Here is an 18,187-nt window from a genome sequence, read left to right on the forward strand (position 1 = left end):
TTTTGGAGAATAGACATGTCCCGAGTCTGCCAAGTTACTGGCAAGCGTCCGGTGACCGGTAACAACCGTTCCCACGCACTGAACGCGACTAAACGCCGTTTCCTGCCGAACCTGCACTCTCACCGTTTCTGGGTTGAGAGCGAGAAGCGTTTTGTCACCCTGCGCGTATCTGCTAAAGGTATGCGTGTAATCGATAAGAAAGGCATCGATACAGTTCTGTCCGAACTGCGTGCCCGTGGCGAAAAGTACTAAGTACTTAAAGAGGAAATAAATCATGGCTAAAGGTATTCGCGAGAAAATCAAGCTGGTTTCTTCTGCTGGTACAGGTCACTTCTACACCACCACGAAGAACAAACGTACTAAGCCGGAAAAACTGGAACTGAAAAAATTCGATCCAGTTGTACGCCAGCACGTACTGTACAAAGAAGCTAAAATCAAATAATTTTAGTCTCCTTGTATCGAAAAACCCCGCAACTGCGGGGTTTTTTGCATTCTGTATCTCAACGGAGGAACCATGCCTGAATTACCTGAGGTAGAAACCAGCCGTCGCGGCATTGAGCCCCATCTGGTCGGCGCGACGATTCTTCACGCGGTTGTCCGTAACGGGCGTCTGCGCTGGCCGGTGTCCGATGAGATCCACGCCCTGAGCGATCAACCCGTCCTTAGCGTGCAGCGTCGCGCGAAATACCTGCTGCTGGAACTGCCTGACGGCTGGATCATTATCCACCTGGGGATGTCCGGGAGCCTGCGCGTTCTTACCGAAGAACTGCCGGCGGAAAAGCACGACCACGTCGATCTGGTGATGAGTAACGGCAAAGTGCTCCGTTATACCGACCCACGGCGCTTTGGCGCGTGGCTGTGGACGAAAGAGCTGGAAGGGCATAACGTGCTCGCGCATCTGGGCCCGGAGCCGCTCTCAGACGCGTTTAACGCGGAATACCTGAAAGCGAAGTGCGCGAAGAAGAAAAGCCCGATTAAGCCGTGGCTGATGGACAATAAGCTGGTGGTCGGCGTGGGGAATATCTATGCCAGCGAATCGCTGTTTGCCGCCGGGATCCATCCCGATCGGCTGGCCTCTTCGCTGTCGGCGCAGGAGTGTGAGCTGCTGGTCCGCGTGATTAAAGCCGTATTGCTGCGCTCGATTGAACAGGGGGGAACAACGCTGAAAGACTTCCTGCAAAGTGACGGCAAGCCGGGCTATTTTGCCCAGGAGCTGCAGGTGTATGGCCGTAAAGGCGAACCGTGCAGAGTCTGCGGTACGCCCATTATTGCCACGAAGCACGCCCAGCGCGCCACGTTCTACTGCCGTCAGTGCCAGAAATAGGGCTACTTTAGCTTTTCCATCAACGCCTGGTGGACGTTAACCGGCAGGAAATGGGTAACGTCCCCGTGATGACGCGCCACCTCTTTTACCAGCGTGGACGAGATAAACGACCACTCTTTAGAAGGCATCAGGAATACGCTCTCCAGCTCCGGCATCAGGTGGCGGTTCATGTGCGCCAGCTGCATCTCATACTCAAAGTCTGCCACCGCGCGTAAGCCGCGGATCAGAATGTTCGCCTGCTGGGCGCGGGCGAAGTTAGCCATCAGGTCACTAAACCCGACCACCTCAACATTCGGCAGGTGCGAAATGGCATCGGTGGCAAGCTGCACGCGCTCGTGGAGGTCAAACATCGGCTTTTTGCTGGGGCTCGCGGCAATGGCCAGGATCACCTTGTCAAACATGCACGCCGCACGGGTGATGATATCAAGATGACCGTTGGTGATCGGATCGAAGGTACCCGGATAAATCGCTTTTGTGCTCATGGCTCACGTTTTCTCTGAGTAGCCGCGGCAGAGCGCCCACAGCTCGGTGTATTTGTTGAAAGTATACTGGGCATTCACTACCGCGAGTAACCAGCCCTGCTTACCGTCCAGAACGCCACCACGCAGCAGGAGCGTTTTCAGGAACGCGCCCAGCGTGTGGGTGAAGATACCGGTCAGTGAGGCCTTCTTGCCGCGCTGGTGACGCTCCTGCGCCCAAGCCGTGGCATAGTTGAGCTGTTTACGCTGGAAGCTCGCGAAATCACGGCAGGTCAGGTGCAGCAAATCGCCCGTCAGGGGGATGACCTGGGCGTTGTCGCAGCTCAGGGATTCATGCACCAGATTGTCGTTGTACTGATAGCGCTCGCGCTCGTAAAGGCGCGTCACGCGGTCTGGATACCAGCCGCTGTGGCGCATAAATCGGCCAAGGAAATAGTTACGACGGGCAATGCTGTATACAGCACCAGGCTGAGGCGAGGAAAGCACCGCCTGAATGGCCTGTTGAAGTTCTGGCGTAATACGTTCGTCAGTATCGAGCATCAGGACATAATCACCGGTGGCAAACCCCTGCGCGCGCTGGCGCTGGATGCCATAGCCTTGCCAGTCAGCGTCGGTAAACACCTTTGCACCCGCTGCCTGGGCAACGTCCACCGTGCTGTCCGTACTTCCGGAGTCAAGAATGACTATCTCGTCAGCCCAGGCAACTGATGCCAGGCAGTCCGGAAGCAGGTCGGCGGCGTTTTTGGCGATCATCACGACCGACAGACGCGTTGACATCAGTGGCTCCGCTGGGGCAGGTAAGGTTGCAGAAGTTGCAGCAGACGGGTCAGGGCGCCCTGGTTCTGATGCAGCACTTCAACGGCATGACGCCCGTACCACAGGCGATAATCTTCATCAGTCAGAAGGGTCGATACCTCTTTGACTACCGAATCCGCATCGGTCACGGTAATTAAACCATCGGCCTGCTGTAATTTCGCGCAGATATCTTTGAAGTTAAACGTATGTGGCCCCATCAGCACCGGAATCGCGTGGGCGGCCGGCTCGAGCGGGTTATGACCGCCGCGCTCCACCAGGCTGCCGCCGACAAACGCGAGGTCAGCAATGCCGTACAGCAGCATCAGCTCGCCCATCGTATCGCCAATCACCACCTGGGTGCTGCCAGACGGGATCTCCCCGCTGCTGCGCAGCGTGAAGCTGAAACCGCCTTTCTGCACCATTTCACGGGCATCTTTAAAACGTTCCGGATGGCGGGGCACGAGGATCAGCAGTAAATCAGGGAAGCTTTCCAGCAGCTTACGGTGCGCCTGCAGGATAATCTCTTCTTCACCGTCATGGGTACTGGTCGCAATCCAGACCTGACGACGCGGGGCCCACTGGCGACGCAGCGTGATTGCGCGGGCGGCGAGTTCCGGGGTAACCGAAATATCAAATTTCAGGCTGCCCGTCACTGCAAGCTGGTTGCGTTTGAGGCCCAGAGAGACAAAGCGTGCCGCATCTTCTTCATTCTGCGCGGCGATCAGCGTGATTTTGCTCAGCAGGCGGCGCATAAATTTACCCAGCTTGCCGTAACCTTTCGCCGAGCGCTCTGACAGGCGCGCGTTGGCAATCACCAGCGGAATTTTACGGGCATGCAGGGCGGAAATCATGTTCGGCCACAGTTCGGTTTCCATCACAATCACCAGCTTCGGGCGAACGGTATTCAGGAAACGATTCATGGCGCAGGGCAGGTCGTAAGGGAGATAGACGTGATGGACGTCTTTGCCAAAAGCGGATAACGCGCGCTCCGAGCCGGTTGGCGTCATCGTCGTGACGGTAATCGGCAGTGACGGGTAGCGGTGACGCAGGGCGCGAACCAGAGGGATTGCCGCCAGCGTTTCACCGACAGAAACGGAATGCAGCAAAATACCGTCCGGCGCGACTTTATTGCGGCAGAAGCCATAGCGTTCAGCCCAGCGTTTACGATACGCAGGCGCTTTACGGCTACGAAGCAACAGTCTCAGCCACACCAGTGGCTGAATGATGTAGAGCAGAGCGGTATACAACAATTCCAAGCGATTATCCGTTTTTTTAGTTTCGGCGGGCAAATTCTAAGCATTTGAGCCGTCTAAAGCTATCTCTTTGGTGTTTTAAGACACCCATTTGGCTGCGTTACGCTCATTCGCCTGAAAAAAAACGGGCAATTTCTTGCCCGTTTCTTGTCTCACCGTTTAGCGCTCCGCTTCGGGGAGGGCGTTCAGATGGTAGGTTACGCGCTCCGAAAGCCCGCGAATGTCACCGCCAGTGATAAAGAAGCTGTCATCTTTTTGATTTGGATTACTGACGTCGTAGCCCAGCATCTTGTTGATGAGCGTTGCCACCTGATAATGGTTGAGCGGCATCTGCGGGCTGATCTCCTTCATGGCGTAAGCTGGATCGTTGCTGAAGTAGAGGAACGGTACTTGAGCAATTGGCATTTCTACAACCGAGTGGCCAAACAGACCGTTATCGCCCACGCGTTCCCCGTGATCGGAGGTGATAAACACCAGCACCGGCAGTTTGGATTTTGCCAGCGCGGTGCGAATCGCGGACGCGAGTTCTTTGTCATACAGGCGGACTGCATCGTCATACTCATTTTTCTTCTGCGCCACATCATCACTCAGACGTGGCGTAGAGAACTTCGCGAAGCCCTGCGGGATATTACGCTCATACGGGATATGTGGAGCACGGCTGTTGAGCACCATCAGGAACGGTTTGTTCCAGTCCAGCGTTGCTTTCTCAACGGATGGCGTCAGAACAACGTCCGCGCCGACATCCGGTGCCGGGCGGATCTGGGTATCTTCCCACAGATCAATATCATGGATACCAATCCAGTTGCTCAGCCCTTCCAGTCCCTGGGCGGAGATAAAGGCGGTCTGATAACCCTGTTTCTTCGCGTTGGCGAAGATATTGGTGGATTTCGATTTATAGGCCCCGTAGTTATCCGGCTCGCGCAGATTATTCACCAGCATCGGGATGGCCACGCGGGTGGATACGGCGTTGGAGACAATCAGACGGCCTGTACCTTGATACTGCTGGAGCAGCGCTTTCAGCTCGGGCGTGGTATCGCGTTCGTAGCCCAGGGCGCTGACGTGGTGCGGGTTAAGGCTTTCACCTATCGCCAGAATAATCGAATATTTGCCCGCACGCGTATCCTTCACAGGTTTGACCTGGTAGGGATCGTAATGGGTCAGATTCTGGTTTTCTCCTGACATCGCTTCCGGGATCAGGCGTATGGCGCTGAAGCTCATCGCAGACAGGCCGTTACGCAGCAGGGAGTGCCGCAGGTCCGGGTTGAACTTGTACATCTGCCCGTCGACCGCTTTGTAGAACTGGCCGACAAACATCACGACGATGGCAAGCAGGCAAGGAAGCGCAATCCATTTGTGCCAAAGCGGCGCCAGACGACGCGCAAAGACCAGCGCAAACACGACCGCCACAATCATAATGCCAAAGTAAATGCCCAGTGAACCCAGGCTGTCGGTGATCCCACTGGCAATGTCTTTCGTTTCCACGAACGCCAGCCAGACTTCACTCGGGCCATAGAACTGACCGTAGAACTGGTAGTACACCGCTTCCGATATCTGAACGATAAACGTCACGGCCAGCAGCAGGCGAGTCAGGAAGAAACGCGCACTGGCCGCGGCAAGCAGGGAGATGATCAGATACAGCGAGATATCACCGGATTTCGGCTGGTAGACATGATCTTTCAGCAGAATGATGATTTCTGAGAGCGAGAACAGCAGCAAGAATGCCAGCGTCAACCCCAGGGTGCGCAACAGATTGCTGCGTGGGGTGAACGAAGAGTGTGTCGTTGTTTTGAACATGGAAGGGCTCTATTCCGATCAGAACTTTTTAGTCAGCGGGCGAATGGCTTTACCAAAACCAAAGCGCAGTGCGCGAACTACCGTAGGACGATTGTGCAATCCTTTACGCCAGATATCCTCAAACAGGGCGTACCAGCGTGCGGCGACCGCTTCGCGGGAATAGACCTGTAGGCGTTTTTCACCCTGTTCGCGCATCTGACGATACAGTTCAGGGGAATTTTTAAGACGCATGATGGCATCGAAGGCTTCATCAGGGTTTTTGGCGATGAGGTAGTCCAGCTCGCTTTCGCGGATCGCGCGATAAGACGGCTCGTCATCGCAGACCATCACCGTTTTCCCCAGCCAGTTGTTAATGAGCTTGCTGGCAGGCTTACGCGCCAGTTTATGATCGTGTGATTTGCGGAAGCTGATGCACACGTCCACGTCCTGGTAGTTTGTCCAGTTATCGAACGAGATGCGTAGCTCGATACCTTGTTCGGCAAGGCGTTGCTTAAAGTTCCCTTCGCGGTATTGGTCCGGGAAACTGTCTACACGGCCGAAGAATGCGACGGTTTTGATTGTCTCGTCGGTGCGCTCACGCGGTTTTACGCCCGGTTGTGGCCAGTTAGGAATAAAGATACGCCCTGGGATGTTAGCAACTTCAGGGTTTTGTTCGACGACGTAATCCGCGCCGATAACCGGCGGACGATCGGCACGAGCAACAACGGTCACGCCGACCCAGGGTTTTACGCGGGAACCATAGTGATCGTTGTGCATCAGATTAATTGCATCCGGGCGGCATTCAGTGCCCCATGAACATTCAATCTGACCGTTATAGTAATAGTTAAGGCTGAGCATCGTCTGAAATGTCCAGACGCCTCTTCCCCCACAGTAAAAACGATGCGGAATATCATCCGGATTGATTTTGTGATCAATCAGTTCCTGAAAATCGGCAAAATTCGTCGCGATAAACTCTGGGCGGGAAACAACATGCAGTTTAAGCTTGCTCATAATTCCACTCATTTGACGAGTTTTTTAAGACGGAAGTAGCGACGTCCCAGACGCCACCGTTGGCGGAAGCCGCGCGCATTTTGCCAAATCAGCGTCCAGATACCGCGATCGAAAAGCTCACGGGTGATCTCGCGTTTTTTGGCCATATCGTCAATGTTGTTAATGCTATGCAGGATCCCCAGACCCTCTTTAGCGATTTGCCAGCGGCAGGCGGGTACGCGTTTCACCTGTTCCGGATAGCGTTTGTTGATGGCGTCCAGCATCTCCAGAATCTTCATGTAATGGCGCGAAGAGCGCATGCGCGTGTCGTCCGTGCCTGGCGTATGGGAAACGGAAGCGGAATGGATCAGGTAATCGTAATAGACCTCATCAATATACTGCACGCGTCTGGCGGTGAGCAGCACTTCCGTAGTCCAGGGGATGTCCTGATGGCGCAGACCATGTTCAAAGCTGAAGCCCTGCTCTTTGATAAAGGCGTGTCGATAGATATTCAGCCATGTTACGTGCAGGAACTTGCGCGATTCGAGCGCCATCTGCAGCCAGGTCGGGCCGTCCAGCACGCCGGTTGACGCAAGTTTATCTGAAGGGAAAATCTTCTTCGACGGGCGTCCGTCATCATAAATATAGGTACCGTTGCAGGTCGCGACGTCCAACTGCCCGGCGAGTGCAATCTCCAGCAGGCGCGGATACATACCCGGATAGATAACGTCATCAATATCCGGGAACGCGACGTACTCGCCCGTAGCCACGGCCAGACCGGTATTACGGGCCGCAGAGACACCCCCATTAGGCTGGTCGATGACGTTAAAATGACTGAATTCACTGGCGTAGCGGGCGATGATATCTGCGGAGCCGTCAGTTGAGCCGTCATTAACGATAACAAGTTCCAGGCTGGGCAGATTCTGTTTCTTTATGCTGTCAAAAAAAGCGCTCAGGAAATTCTCGCCATTATAGACGGCGACAACGAGGCTTAATTGAGGCGTTCCAGACATGCTTACTCCGTAATTTAACGCGGTGAGATGCGGCTAACGAGCGATACAGCAATGTGCAATGGCTTTTCGACAGCCGGCAGGCAAAAGAGTTCTGATGGGTAACGTTGCGCCGATGCCTGTTATCATCGGCGCAATATACGCGATCAGGAGGTTGTTTCTGTCCGTTTAGCGGGTCGTAACGCGCACATTCCCACAAGTAACCCGGTTAACAGCATATATTGCTCCAGGTAGTGATCTTTCAAATTGTGGTCAACCATGGTTCGGGAGAAGAAACCAACCGTAAACAGCAGCAAGAACATGCCTGCCATCATATTGCCATGGCGGAACTCGCGCCAGCCGATGTACCAGCAGCCTGCCAGCAGAATCAGCCAGCCTGCAATGCCCACAACCCCGTTCTGGATACCAAACTCAATCAGGCCGTAGTGGCTGTGCGGAATATCAATGCGATTGTCCTGCGTGTCGCGACGCAGCACATAACGGAAGGCCTCTTTGCGAGGTCCCATTCCCGCAGGATGTTCACCCACCAGTTTCCAGCCCTGATGGAAGAAACTCGCGCGACAGCCGTTGGAGTGGTCCATTGGTCGACCGAGATCGTTAGTCGGTACAGTTCCGTTGGTTCTGTTATAGCAAAAACTGGTGAAAGGCGCGTTCCAGCCTGTTACTGCATCATCTTCCAGGTTTTGCCAGCGCGGATCGGTTTTCCAGGAAGCATAGCCCAGAAGCGCGGAAACGATAATGATGCTCACAAGAATAATGCCTGTTAGTACTACCCGGCTGCGACGCATACTGTGCAGGCTAAGCAGTATGAAGGTGGAGAACAGACTACCAACCAGGCCGATCGTTCCCCAGCGGGTATCGACTAACGCCGTGCAGACAAGGTTACACAGCAGCATAAAGGCGAGGAACGGTGTCTGCAGGCGTAAGAAACGCTGATGAAGCAGGCCGCGTGCAAGCAGTTCAGCGATCAGGAAACCGGTGATCATATTGACCTGGAAGCTCATGCGCGTGCGGTTATAAACAATCCGCGTTTCGCCCCAGTGGATCACGCCGTCTCGCCAGTAAAGCCAGACGGTATCAAGGAGGTGGATACAGACGACGCCCCAGAAAAAAAGGACGACGAGAGTAAAGAAACGGGCTGCCGATAAAGAGGGGAAGCGCTCCTGAATCACCGGTAATAACACCAGACCCGCGCAGAAAAGCAATACCGGACGGAACCACTGACCATCCCAGGTCGACACCATTTCTTTAATATCTGGCGCGACAAAAAAGCCGTTAATCAGGATAAAGAAGGTTAATGCCCAGAGCACAATAAGCACGAACTTAATTTTGTTTAAGTCCAGCGCTTTTCTCGCCACTGAGGAGCTAAAGAAAAGACCGAGCGCCACCACAATATTAGGATAAATCAGTCCATTACGATGAAAAGGTAGCTGATCGTTTGGGATTGGCCAGATAAAACATAAAGCCAGTACAGACAGTACTAAAAGACCTGTCAGGATGTTACGAGTATTTGTCATAATTTTGGTACTGGTAAAGGATCTCGGCGTTAATACCGGTTAGTTAACAATGCCATACGCAGATTCCACTGATTTTGAGTGGAATAAAAGCCTGAGAAAATTACCACATAAGCCATAACTACAGAAGGACAATGTTTGTAAGCAAGATTAATCCGCCTGTGCATTATCGTAATACCCACGTATATAATCGGCAGCCTGGGCAGCGGTTTCAGCTAAACGACAGGAAATATATGCACATTGTTCACACTGAAGCAGACGGCGGCAAAGGCGGGCAGCCTCTGCGCATTATCAACGAATCGCTTGGGATGATTCAGCGTGGCCATCAGGTGACTCTCCTTTGTCCGGAAACTGCGCCGCTTCACGCGCTGGCACGCAGTGCCGGTCTGACGGTGGTCACGATGCCGTTGAAGCGTAAGAACCTTAAAAACCTGCAGCTGCTGCGTCGCTGGCTGAAGGATAACCGTCAGTCGATTGACGTCATCAATAGCCATAACTCTGCCGATACCTGGCTGGTGGCGCTGGCGAATCTGACGCTCTCCAACTCCGTACCACTGGTGAGAACCCGTCATGCGTCCGGCGTTCCGCGTAACAACTGGACGACACGCTGGCTGTTCCGCACCGCCTGCGCGCACATCGTGACTACCGGGGAGGCGCTGCGCCATCAGGTGGCAAATATTGGCGTGCCGATGTCTCAGAGTACGTCGGTGCCAAGCGGTGTCGATACGCAGCGTTTCCATCCGGGAGATAAGCACGAAGCTCGCGCGCATTGTGGCCTGTCTGAGGAAGATTTCTGGCTGGGCGTGGTGTCGCATTTGCGCCCGAACAAAGGCCATAGCGTACTGTTGCATGCCCTGGCGAAAATCGACAATCCACACATCAAGCTGGCGATTGTTGGCGAAGGCCCGCACAAGGCGACGCTGGAACAGGAAATCGCCGCGCTGGGATTACAGCAGCGCGTGGTCATGGCGGGACATCAACCCGATCCGGAACGCTGGTTTCCGGCCTTTGATATTGCGCTGAGTCCTTCGCATGATATGGAAGGTGTGCCGCAGGGCGTCCTGCAATCGTTAGCCACCCGTATTGCAACTATTGCGACGGATGCCGGTGGAACGGGGGATGCGGTGATTAACGGGCAGACGGGATTGTTGGTCGCCCAGCGCGACGAAAACGCACTGCGCGATGCCATAATGAAACTCTATGCCGACTCAGCCCTTCGCGAGACGCTCGCGCAACAGGGGTATGACTACCTGAGCACGCACTTTACCCGCGAATGTATGCTGGATGCGATGGAGAAGGTCTTCTCCGATGCCGCTCAGCGCAGCAAATCGCGATAAAGCGTTTGTAGCTCTCGGGCCATTCTCTCCAGGGTGAAAGGCTCCGCAGTCGCACGCGCGGCAGCGACGTAATCGACACCCTGTTCACGGCCTTTTAGCCACAGCGAGATGGCCTGCTGGTAACCTTCGCTATCCAGCGCATCGCGTACCCAGCCGTTTTGACCCTCGGTTATCCACTCCGCCGCGCCACAACCGTGGCTGGTGAGCAGTGGCAAACCACAGGCCAGGGCTTCCACGCAGACGTTCGGGAAGGGATCGTAGAGCGTCGGCAGGATAAGGGCATCAGCCGTGCCATACACTTCACGCACGTTGGCTACGGGGCCCAGGAACGTCACTCGAGAGGAAATTCCCAGCGCCTGCGCCAGCTTTTCGAACTTCCGCGCATGTTTATCGCGGCCGGCAATCAGCAGCCAGACGTCAGGATGCGGCACAATAGCGCGCAGCGCGGTGGCGACGCCTTTGCGGCTGAAGCCTGACCCAACATACGCCAGTACCGGTGCGTTACGGGGAATACCCAGTGCATCACGCTGCGAAAGGGCGCGGACCTCAGGACTAAACTGAACGGTGTCTACGCCGTTGTAGATCACCGTCAGCTTGTCTTCCGACAGTCCGAAACGACGGGCGATATCATCGCGAACCATCTTCGAATTACAGATCACCTTGCGCAGCTGCGGATGGGTAAACATCTGCGCCTCGGCCTGCAGAATGTAGCGGTGATAACGGCTCAGAGACTGCGCCCAACGCGCCAGTGGCGACAGAATACGACCATATTGCTCAAGCCAGGTGGCGTGAACACCGTCGCCCGCCCGGAAGATGGTGGCGCCCGGTATGCGTTCGTGGCTTTGCACAATATCAAACTGCGTAAAATGCGCGGCGGCTTCGACGGCAAAACCGGATTCACGCGCGATGCGATTGCGAAACGGCGGATTGACCGTCAACGTTTTCCAGCCTGCGGCATCCTCCCACTGGCGAGCAATCAGCGTGACATCAAGGGAGGTATCCTGCGCCAGCACGTTCAGCGCACGTGAGACAAAACGCTCTGCGCCACCGTTGGGGTTGTAGGTCTGTCGAACAATGGCCAGCTTCATGCAGGGGTTTCCGTTTCCAGAAGCATCGTATCAATGGCGCTTAGCACCTGCTGTGGGGTGATGGCCGTAATGCAGTCTGAGACACCGCTGTCTCCGCAGCCCGCTTTGCCGCACGGCTGGCAGGTAAACCCGGCCACAATCACACGATAATTTACCCCCCACGGTGCCCATTTGATGGCGCCGGTAGGGCCAAAGATAGCGACGGTCGGCGTACCGACGGCGCTTGCAAGATGCATTGGCATGGAATCCACGCCGAAGTACACCCGGGCGTGCTTCATCAGCGCACCCAGCTCTTTCAGGTTCAGCTGACCGCTTAAATCAAAGACCGGCTGGGTGAGGGCTGCGCGCAGCTCATCCATGTAGGCCTTCTCTTCTTTTGACGGTGCGGCGGAGAGGACGATCGGCAGGCCGCGCGCCGCCAGGTTATCAATGGTCGCTGCCAGTTTTTTGATATCCCAGGCCTTAAACATCCAGCGCGAGGTCGGGTGAACCAGAATGTAGGACTTACTCGTGAGCCCAAACCCGGCCAGTTTTTCGGCCACAGAGGCTTCTGCCGCGTCACCAGGCACAAAAAGCGTATGCTTGTCTTCGTCGGACTGCGGATGAATACCGATTCGGCGCAGGGCATCCAGATTGACTTCCACCATATGGCGGCTGTTGTCCTGAATGGCCGGGTAGAGCGTGGTGAACGATTTCACCCAGCGACGACGTGCCAGGCCCCCGCGTTTATCCGGCTTAAAGCCGACGGAGACGCGCGGTTTCAGGCGACGCGCCAGACGCGCGCCGTGCCAGTGTTCGGTCAGATTAATCAGCACGTCATACTGACGGCCTTTCAGGGTATTCAGCAGGGCGCGGTAGAGGCGAAATTGTTCAAACCAGCCCTTCTTGCGCCAGTTGCGCCCAATAGTATGCACCTGGTCGATATGCGGATGGCTGGTCAGCATCGCCTGGGTATCGTCATAAACCAGCGCATCGACTTCCACGTTCGGCCAGTTCTTTTTCAGCACGGTAAACACCGGCGAGGTAAGCAGAACGTCACCGTGGTGACGCAGCTTAATAATCAGCACGCGCTTTGGCGGGCGCTCCGCTGAGAAAAAATCAGACATAGGCTCTCTCTGCTGCCAGCAAAGGCTCTAATTGCGCAAATACCGCAGCGGCGCTGAGATCGCTCAACTGCGATGAGTGTTCCGGGCGGCAGATATACTGATTTTTTCCATAGCCGCCGATCAGGCCCGGGTCCGTTGGGCCGTAAAGCGTGATGTTAGGTCGGTCCAGCGCCGCCGTCAGGTGGCTGAGGCCCGTATCCACAGAAACCACAGCCGTAGCGCCTGCCAGCGCCTGAGCGACGCCGTCAAGTTTCATGCGCGGCAGAACGTCCACGTAATCAAACCCTTCTGCCAGACGTTTGGCCCGTGCCTCTTCGTGCGGTGCGCCCCACGGGAGTTTGATACGCAGCCCCGCGCTCGCCAGCAGGCCGATCAGTTCGCGCCAGTACGCTTCCGGCCAGTGCTTGTCATCGCGGGTTGTCGCGTGAAGGAAAATCAAATAAGGGTCGCTTTTCTGCGATGAGGCGTGCAGGAAATGCCGGGAAATTGCATAGTCGCCCTGGGTTTCCGGTTTCGCATACCCCAGGCTTTTGGCAAACAGCTCGCGGGTACGTTCGACGGCATGCTGTTGCTTTGCGATGTGATGACGACGGTTATAAAACAGGCTCGCCAGCGGTTCTCGGGCGCTGTGCCAGTCCATCCCGTGCTTTACGCCGTGCGCCAGACGCGTTACCAGCGCGGCGCTTTTGACCAGCCCCTGCGCGTCAATGATGGCGTCGTAATGCTGTGCCCGCACCGCCTCGCGAAAGGCTTTGCGTTCGGCTTTAATCGGCGCGGAGAACCACGCTTTGCGCCAGCGGCGAATCGCCACCGGGATCACGCGGTCAACCGCTTCATGCCAGGTGGGGATCTGCGCGAAGCCTTCTTCCACCACCCAGTCAAAACGAATGCCGGGGATGGCCCGCATGGCGTCCGTCAGCGACGGCAGCGTATGCAGAACATCACCCATCGAAGAGGTTTTAACGATCAATACCCGCATTCGTTATCCTTCTTCGCTCAACAGCAGTGCGTTGAGTTCTTCGAGAACGCGCGCTGGCGTAATGTCGATCAGGCTCTGATGATAACCTTCTGCGGCATCGCCTTTGCGCACCTTGTGGTAGCCGGTGATCAGGCGGATGACGCGCGCTTTATGGGAAAGCGGAGGCGTGAAGTCCGGGCTGCTTGGGCCATACAGCGCTACCAGCGGGCGGTTGAGTGCAGCGGCGACGTGCATCAGGCCTGAATCGTTGGTGACCACAGCGTGACAGGCTGCAATCAGAATAACGGCCTGTTCAAGCTGCGTTTCTCCCGCCAGGTTGCGGCACCAGGCCTGCTGTTCATTACTGAGTGTGGCGAGAATTTCGTTGCCCGCCTCGTGGTCTTTTGCCGAACCGAACAGGACAATCTGGTAGCCTTCGTCGATCAGCTGTTTCGCCAGCTCCGCATAGTGGTAGTGCGGCCAGCGTTTTGCCGGACCGAACTCGGCGCCAGGGCAGAAGCCAATCATCGGGCGTTCAGACGAAAGGCCAAACGCGCTGCAGGTCTGGGATTTTTCACCGTCGTTAACCTGAAGCTGGGGCCAGAGCAGCGGCTGCGGCAGGTCTTTCGCACTGCGCATCACGCCTTTGTCATAGGCCAGCGCCACGTAGCGCTCCACCATTAATGGCCAGGCCGCTTTATCCAGCACCCGCGCATCGTTCAGCAGACCGTAGCGCATTTCGCCGCGCCAGCCGGTGCGATGCGGGATGCCCGCAAAGAAGGGCACCAGCGCGGATTTAAAGGAGTTGGGCAGGACATACGCACGATCGTACCGCTTTTCGCGCAGGCTATGGCCGAGCTTGCGGCGCTCGCCAATCTCCAGCGCTCCGTGGCCGAGCGGCATCGGGATCGCTTCATTCACTTCCGGCATACGCGATAACAGCGGACGGCACCACGCGGGTGCCATCACGTCGATTATCGCCTGGGGATAACGCGCCTTGAGCGTGCGATAGAGACTTTGCGACATCATCATGTCGCCCACCCATGACGGGCCGATCACCAGAATTCTCATACTTACGCGTCGCGGTTCAGCCAGGCCATATATTCCGTTACGCCTTCGGCAACGGTCTTGAACGGCTTGTCATAACCTGCGGCGCGCAGGTTAGTCAGATCGGCCTGCGTGAACGCCTGGTAACGGCCTTTCAGCTTGTCAGGGAACGGAATGTACTCGATGCTGCCTTTTTTATGGTACGCCAGCGTGGCGTCAGCCACCGCCTGGAAGGACTCTGCGCGGCCGGTACCGAGGTTGAAGATGCCGGACACGCCGTTTTCCCAGAACCACAGGTTTACGGCGGCCACGTCACCCACGTAGACGAAGTCACGCTTAAAGCCGTCGCTGCCTTCGAACAGTTTTGGACTTTCACCGTTATTCAGCTGGGTGTTCAGGTGGAACGCCACGCTCGCCATGCTGCCTTTGTGGCCTTCGCGCGGTCCGTAGACGTTGAAGTAGCGGAAACCGACGATCTGCGAGTTCGCTTCTGGCAGTACCTGACGTACGTATTCGTCGAACAGGAACTTGGAGTAACCGTAGACGTTCAGCGGCTGCTCATATTCGCGGGACTCGATGAAGTCCGAGGTGCGCCCGCCGTAGGTGGCAGCAGAAGAGGCATACAGGAACGGAATTTCACGCTCCAGGCAGTAATGCAGGATCTCTTTGGAGTACTGATAGTTATTGTCCATCATGTACTTGCCGTCCCACTCGGTAGTGGACGAGCAGGCACCTTCGTGGAAGATGGCTTCGATCTCGCCGAACTCTTCACCTGCCATAATCTGGATAAGGAAGTCTTCTTTATCCATGTAGTCAGCGATGTTCAGATCCACCAGGTTAACGAACTTGGTGCCGTCTTTCAGGTTGTCAACCACCAGGATGTCGGTGATGCCTTTGTCATTGAGAGCCTTAACAATATTGCTGCCGATAAAGCCTGCGCCGCCGGTAACGATGATCATAACTGTAACCTTTGAAGTGTGGAGCCCGGGGACAATCCCGGACGCTAATGTTTCTATCATATCATTAGTATGGCTGCCCTTCAGCCATTCACCGACATAGCGCAAGGGTACACGTGATTTATGCTGCAAAAACGACAAGAGATGACGTGTCATCTCGTCATGAACTATAGGTTTGGGTAATATGTCCCGAAATTTGCCGAGTCTGGAGAATTGCAATGCGTGGTGATTTTTACAAACAGTTAAACAGCGACCTCGAGACCGCACGTGCGGAAGGGTTGTTCAAGGAAGAGCGTATTATCACGTCTGCCCAGCAGGCGGACATCACCGTTGCCGACGGCAGCCATGTGATCAACTTTTGTGCGAACAACTACTTAGGTCTTGCGAATCACCCTGAGCTGATTGCCGCTGCCAAAAACGGCATGGATACCCACGGCTTCGGCATGGCCTCCGTACGCTTTATCTGCGGAACCCAGGACAGCCACAAGCAGCTTGAGCAAAAGCTGGCAACCTTCCTCGGAATGGAAGATGCGATTCTGTACTCCTCCTGCTTTGACGCCAACGGCGGCCTGTTTGAGACCCTGCTCGGCGCAGAAGATGCCATTATCTCCGACGCCCTGAACCATGCTTCCATCATTGACGGCGTGCGCCTGTGCAAAGCGAAGCGTTTCCGCTACGCCAACAACGACATGGTTGAGCTGGAAGCGCGCCTGAAAGAGGCCCGTGAAGCGGGCGCTCGACATGTGCTGATCGCCACCGACGGCGTGTTCTCCATGGACGGCGTGATCGCCAACCTGAAGGGCGTATGTGACCTGGCAGATAAATATGACGCGCTGGTGATGGTCGATGACTCTCACGCGGTGGGCTTTGTCGGCGAAAACGGCCGGGGCTCCCACGAATACTGCGACGTCATGGGCCGCGTGGACATCATCACCGGTACGCTGGGCAAAGCGCTCGGCGGCGCATCCGGCGGCTATACCGCTGCGCGCAAAGAGGTGGTTGAGTGGCTGCGTCAGCGCTCCCGTCCGTATCTGTTCTCCAACTCCCTGGCGCCAGCGATTGTTGCCGCTTCTATCAAAGTGCTGGAGATGGTGGAGTCCGGAGCTGAGCTGCGCGACCGTCTGTGGTCTAACGCCCGTCTGTTCCGTGAAAAAATGAGCGCAGCAGGGTTCACCCTGGCCGGTGCCGATCATGCGATCATTCCGGTGATGCTGGGCGATGCGGTCGTGGCGCAGCAATTTGCCCGCGAACTGCAGAAAGAAGGGATTTACGTCACCGGGTTCTTCTTCCCGGTGGTGCCAAAAGGTCAGGCACGTATCCGCACCCAGATGTCTGCGGCGCATACGCCTGAACAAATTGAACGTGCGGTGGAAGCCTTTACCCGCATCGGTAAACAGCTGGGCGTCATTGCCTGAGGACGTGTGATGAAAGCGTTATCCAAACTGAAAGCGGAAGAAGGGATTTGGATGACCGACGTGCCGGAACCGGAAGTCGGTCATAACGATCTGCTGATCAAAATTCGTAAAACAGCTATCTGCGGTACTGACGTTCACATCTACAACTGGGACCAGTGGTCGCAGAAAACCATTCCTGTACCGATGGTTGTCGGTCACGAATATGTCGGTGAAGTGGTGGGTATCGGCCAGGAAGTGAAAGGCTTCAAAATCGGCGACCGCGTTTCCGGTGAAGGTCATATTACCTGCGGCCACTGCCGTAACTGCCGCGGTGGGCGTACGCACCTGTGCCGCAATACCATCGGCGTGGGCGTGAACCGTCCGGGCTGCTTCGCGGAATATCTGGTGATCCCGGCCTTTAACGCCTTCAAAATCCCGGACAATATCTCTGACGATCTGGCCTCCATCTTCGACCCGTTTGGTAACGCGGTACACACGGCGCTCTCCTTCGATCTGGTGGGTGAGGACGTGCTGGTCTCCGGTGCGGGCCCAATCGGCATCATGGCGGCGGCCGTGGCGAAGCACGTGGGAGCACGCAATGTCGTGATCACCGACGTGAACGAATACCGCCTGTCGCTGGCGCGCAAAATGGGCGTCACCCGCGCGGTGGATGTCTCGAAAGAGAGCCTGACCGACGTGATGGAAGAGCTGGGCATGACCGAGGGCTTCGACGTGGGCCTGGAGATGTCCGGCGCGCCGCCGGCGTTCCGCACCATGCTCGACACCATGAACCACGGTGGTCGTATCGCGATGCTGGGTATCCCGCCGTCGGATATGTCTATCGACTGGAACAAAGTGATCTTCAAGGGGCTGTTCATCAAGGGCATCTATGGCCGCGAGATGTTTGAGACCTGGTATAAGATGGCGGCGTTGATTCAGTCGGGTCTGGATCTGTCCCCGATTATTACTCACCGTTTCTCCATCGATGAGTTCCAGCAGGGCTTTGACGCGATGCGTTCCGGCCAGTCAGGGAAAGTGATCCTGAGCTGGGAGTAACAGAGAAAGCGCCTTCGGGCGCTTTTTTTACGGCCTCTTCACGTTTCTTACATCCGCAATCAGATTATTTCGATTTTTCCTTCGCTTTTTTACCCGCACACTTATAA

Annotated in this window: 18 protein-coding genes; 6 read left to right on the forward strand and 12 right to left on the reverse strand. The window is 55.9% G+C overall.

Annotation, left to right across the window (positions count from 1 at the left end):
• Nucleotides 1-15 precede the first annotated feature (15 nt).
• The 3 genes from rpmB to mutM all read left to right on the forward strand — a co-directional run bounded on the left by rpmB (nt 16) and on the right by mutM (nt 1,324).
• Nucleotides 16-252, forward strand: coding sequence for a 50S ribosomal protein L28 (rpmB, locus tag BMW97_RS19425; RefSeq protein ID WP_002436699.1), 237 nt, complete (start codon nt 16-18; stop codon nt 250-252).
• Between the two features lie 22 nt (nt 253-274).
• The gene (rpmG, locus tag BMW97_RS19430) at nt 275-442 is read left to right on the forward strand and encodes a 50S ribosomal protein L33 (RefSeq protein WP_003024094.1); all 168 of its coding nucleotides are present in this window, start codon (nt 275-277) and stop codon (nt 440-442) included.
• A 72-nt stretch (nt 443-514) separates the two neighbouring features.
• Entirely contained in the window at nt 515-1,324 is an 810-nt protein-coding gene (mutM, locus tag BMW97_RS19435) for a bifunctional DNA-formamidopyrimidine glycosylase/DNA-(apurinic or apyrimidinic site) lyase (protein WP_032675725.1), read from the forward strand.
• A gap of 2 nt (nt 1,325-1,326) precedes the next feature.
• Here mutM and coaD read toward each other — a convergent pair whose 3' ends face one another.
• From coaD to BMW97_RS19470, 7 genes are all read right to left on the reverse strand, one after another.
• Complete coding sequence (gene coaD / locus BMW97_RS19440; protein WP_008502695.1) at nt 1,327-1,806, reverse strand: pantetheine-phosphate adenylyltransferase; 480 nt, start codon at nt 1,804-1,806, stop codon at nt 1,327-1,329.
• Nucleotides 1,807-1,809: 3 nt separating this feature from the next.
• Nucleotides 1,810-2,580, reverse strand: a complete 771-nt coding sequence (locus BMW97_RS19445; protein WP_045907914.1) for a glycosyltransferase family 2 protein — start codon at nt 2,578-2,580, stop codon at nt 1,810-1,812.
• Nucleotides 2,580-3,854 carry a lipid IV(A) 3-deoxy-D-manno-octulosonic acid transferase gene (waaA, locus tag BMW97_RS19450; protein ID WP_024906625.1) on the reverse strand — a complete coding sequence of 425 codons (1,275 nt, stop codon included), beginning with the start codon at nt 3,852-3,854 and terminating at the stop codon, nt 2,580-2,582. Before waaA ends, BMW97_RS19445 begins: the two co-directional genes overlap by 1 nt.
• A gap of 156 nt (nt 3,855-4,010) precedes the next feature.
• Nucleotides 4,011-5,645, reverse strand: a complete 1,635-nt coding sequence (locus tag BMW97_RS19455) for a sulfatase-like hydrolase/transferase (RefSeq protein WP_045907913.1) — start codon at nt 5,643-5,645, stop codon at nt 4,011-4,013.
• A gap of 18 nt (nt 5,646-5,663) precedes the next feature.
• Nucleotides 5,664-6,635, reverse strand: a complete 972-nt coding sequence (locus tag BMW97_RS19460) for a glycosyltransferase family protein (RefSeq protein WP_045907912.1) — start codon at nt 6,633-6,635, stop codon at nt 5,664-5,666.
• A gap of 8 nt (nt 6,636-6,643) precedes the next feature.
• Entirely contained in the window at nt 6,644-7,627 is a 984-nt protein-coding gene (locus BMW97_RS19465; protein WP_045907911.1) for a glycosyltransferase, read from the reverse strand.
• A gap of 143 nt (nt 7,628-7,770) precedes the next feature.
• On the reverse strand, nt 7,771-9,141 hold the full coding sequence (locus tag BMW97_RS19470) for an O-antigen ligase family protein (protein ID WP_045907910.1): 1,371 nt from the start codon (nt 9,139-9,141) through the stop codon (nt 7,771-7,773).
• Nucleotides 9,142-9,371: 230 nt separating this feature from the next.
• Here BMW97_RS19470 and BMW97_RS19475 point away from each other — a divergent pair, with 230 nt between their 5' ends.
• Complete coding sequence (locus BMW97_RS19475; RefSeq protein ID WP_045907909.1) at nt 9,372-10,475, forward strand: glycosyltransferase family 4 protein; 1,104 nt, start codon at nt 9,372-9,374, stop codon at nt 10,473-10,475.
• Here the strand turns inward: BMW97_RS19475 and BMW97_RS19480 are convergent.
• The 5 genes from BMW97_RS19480 to rfaD are packed head-to-tail and all read right to left on the reverse strand — an operon-like array spanning nt 10,454 to nt 15,633.
• Nucleotides 10,454-11,563 (reverse strand): glycosyltransferase family 4 protein, encoded by a 1,110-nt coding sequence (locus BMW97_RS19480; RefSeq protein WP_045907908.1) that lies wholly within the window; start codon nt 11,561-11,563, stop codon nt 10,454-10,456. The two genes, BMW97_RS19475 and BMW97_RS19480, sit on opposite strands and share 22 nt — an antisense overlap.
• On the reverse strand, nt 11,560-12,669 hold the full coding sequence (gene rfaQ / locus BMW97_RS19485; protein WP_023618272.1) for a putative lipopolysaccharide heptosyltransferase III: 1,110 nt from the start codon (nt 12,667-12,669) through the stop codon (nt 11,560-11,562). Before rfaQ ends, BMW97_RS19480 begins: the two co-directional genes overlap by 4 nt.
• Entirely contained in the window at nt 12,662-13,648 is a 987-nt protein-coding gene (gene rfaC / locus BMW97_RS19490) for a lipopolysaccharide heptosyltransferase RfaC (protein WP_045907907.1), read from the reverse strand. Before rfaC ends, rfaQ begins: the two co-directional genes overlap by 8 nt.
• Nucleotides 13,649-13,651: 3 nt before the next feature.
• Nucleotides 13,652-14,698, reverse strand: a complete 1,047-nt coding sequence (gene rfaF, locus BMW97_RS19495; RefSeq protein ID WP_045907906.1) for an ADP-heptose--LPS heptosyltransferase RfaF — start codon at nt 14,696-14,698, stop codon at nt 13,652-13,654.
• 2 nt (nt 14,699-14,700) lie between these two features.
• Nucleotides 14,701-15,633: an ADP-glyceromanno-heptose 6-epimerase gene (gene rfaD / locus BMW97_RS19500; protein WP_008502707.1), complete on the reverse strand. Its 933-nt coding sequence runs from the start codon at nt 15,631-15,633 to the stop codon at nt 14,701-14,703.
• Nucleotides 15,634-15,848: 215 nt separating this feature from the next.
• Here rfaD and kbl point away from each other — a divergent pair, with 215 nt between their 5' ends.
• Both kbl and tdh read left to right on the forward strand, forming a co-directional pair.
• Complete coding sequence (gene kbl, locus BMW97_RS19505; RefSeq protein ID WP_045907905.1) at nt 15,849-17,045, forward strand: glycine C-acetyltransferase; 1,197 nt, start codon at nt 15,849-15,851, stop codon at nt 17,043-17,045.
• Between the two features lie 9 nt (nt 17,046-17,054).
• Entirely contained in the window at nt 17,055-18,080 is a 1,026-nt protein-coding gene (gene tdh, locus BMW97_RS19510) for an L-threonine 3-dehydrogenase (protein WP_024906616.1), read from the forward strand.
• The last annotated feature ends 107 nt before the right edge of the window (nt 18,081-18,187 follow it).

The organism is Enterobacter sp. NFIX58, assembly GCF_900110475.1.
In the GTDB taxonomy this organism is placed as follows: domain Bacteria; phylum Pseudomonadota; class Gammaproteobacteria; order Enterobacterales; family Enterobacteriaceae; genus Enterobacter; species Enterobacter quasiroggenkampii.

What these genes read in the sequence shown, in the direction of transcription:
- rpmB (WP_002436699.1), top strand. Translation starts at nt 16, where the DNA reads ATGTCCCGAGTCTGCCAAGTTACTGGCAAGCGTCCGGTGACCGGTAAC.
- rpmG (WP_003024094.1), top strand. Translation starts at nt 275, where the DNA reads ATGGCTAAAGGTATTCGCGAGAAAATCAAGCTGGTTTCTTCTGCTGGT.
- mutM (WP_032675725.1), top strand. Translation starts at nt 515, where the DNA reads ATGCCTGAATTACCTGAGGTAGAAACCAGCCGTCGCGGCATTGAGCCC.
- coaD (WP_008502695.1), bottom strand. Translation starts at nt 1,806, where the DNA reads ATGAGCACAAAAGCGATTTATCCGGGTACCTTCGATCCGATCACCAAC.
- BMW97_RS19445 (WP_045907914.1), bottom strand. Translation starts at nt 2,580, where the DNA reads ATGTCAACGCGTCTGTCGGTCGTGATGATCGCCAAAAACGCCGCCGAC.
- BMW97_RS19455 (WP_045907913.1), bottom strand. Translation starts at nt 5,645, where the DNA reads ATGTTCAAAACAACGACACACTCTTCGTTCACCCCACGCAGCAATCTG.
- BMW97_RS19460 (WP_045907912.1), bottom strand. Translation starts at nt 6,635, where the DNA reads ATGAGCAAGCTTAAACTGCATGTTGTTTCCCGCCCAGAGTTTATCGCG.
- BMW97_RS19465 (WP_045907911.1), bottom strand. Translation starts at nt 7,627, where the DNA reads ATGTCTGGAACGCCTCAATTAAGCCTCGTTGTCGCCGTCTATAATGGC.
- BMW97_RS19470 (WP_045907910.1), bottom strand. Translation starts at nt 9,141, where the DNA reads ATGACAAATACTCGTAACATCCTGACAGGTCTTTTAGTACTGTCTGTA.
- BMW97_RS19475 (WP_045907909.1), top strand. Translation starts at nt 9,372, where the DNA reads ATGCACATTGTTCACACTGAAGCAGACGGCGGCAAAGGCGGGCAGCCT.
- BMW97_RS19480 (WP_045907908.1), bottom strand. Translation starts at nt 11,563, where the DNA reads ATGAAGCTGGCCATTGTTCGACAGACCTACAACCCCAACGGTGGCGCA.
- rfaQ (WP_023618272.1), bottom strand. Translation starts at nt 12,669, where the DNA reads ATGTCTGATTTTTTCTCAGCGGAGCGCCCGCCAAAGCGCGTGCTGATT.
- rfaC (WP_045907907.1), bottom strand. Translation starts at nt 13,648, where the DNA reads ATGCGGGTATTGATCGTTAAAACCTCTTCGATGGGTGATGTTCTGCAT.
- rfaF (WP_045907906.1), bottom strand. Translation starts at nt 14,698, where the DNA reads ATGAGAATTCTGGTGATCGGCCCGTCATGGGTGGGCGACATGATGATG.
- rfaD (WP_008502707.1), bottom strand. Translation starts at nt 15,633, where the DNA reads ATGATCATCGTTACCGGCGGCGCAGGCTTTATCGGCAGCAATATTGTT.
- kbl (WP_045907905.1), top strand. Translation starts at nt 15,849, where the DNA reads ATGCGTGGTGATTTTTACAAACAGTTAAACAGCGACCTCGAGACCGCA.
- tdh (WP_024906616.1), top strand. Translation starts at nt 17,055, where the DNA reads ATGAAAGCGTTATCCAAACTGAAAGCGGAAGAAGGGATTTGGATGACC.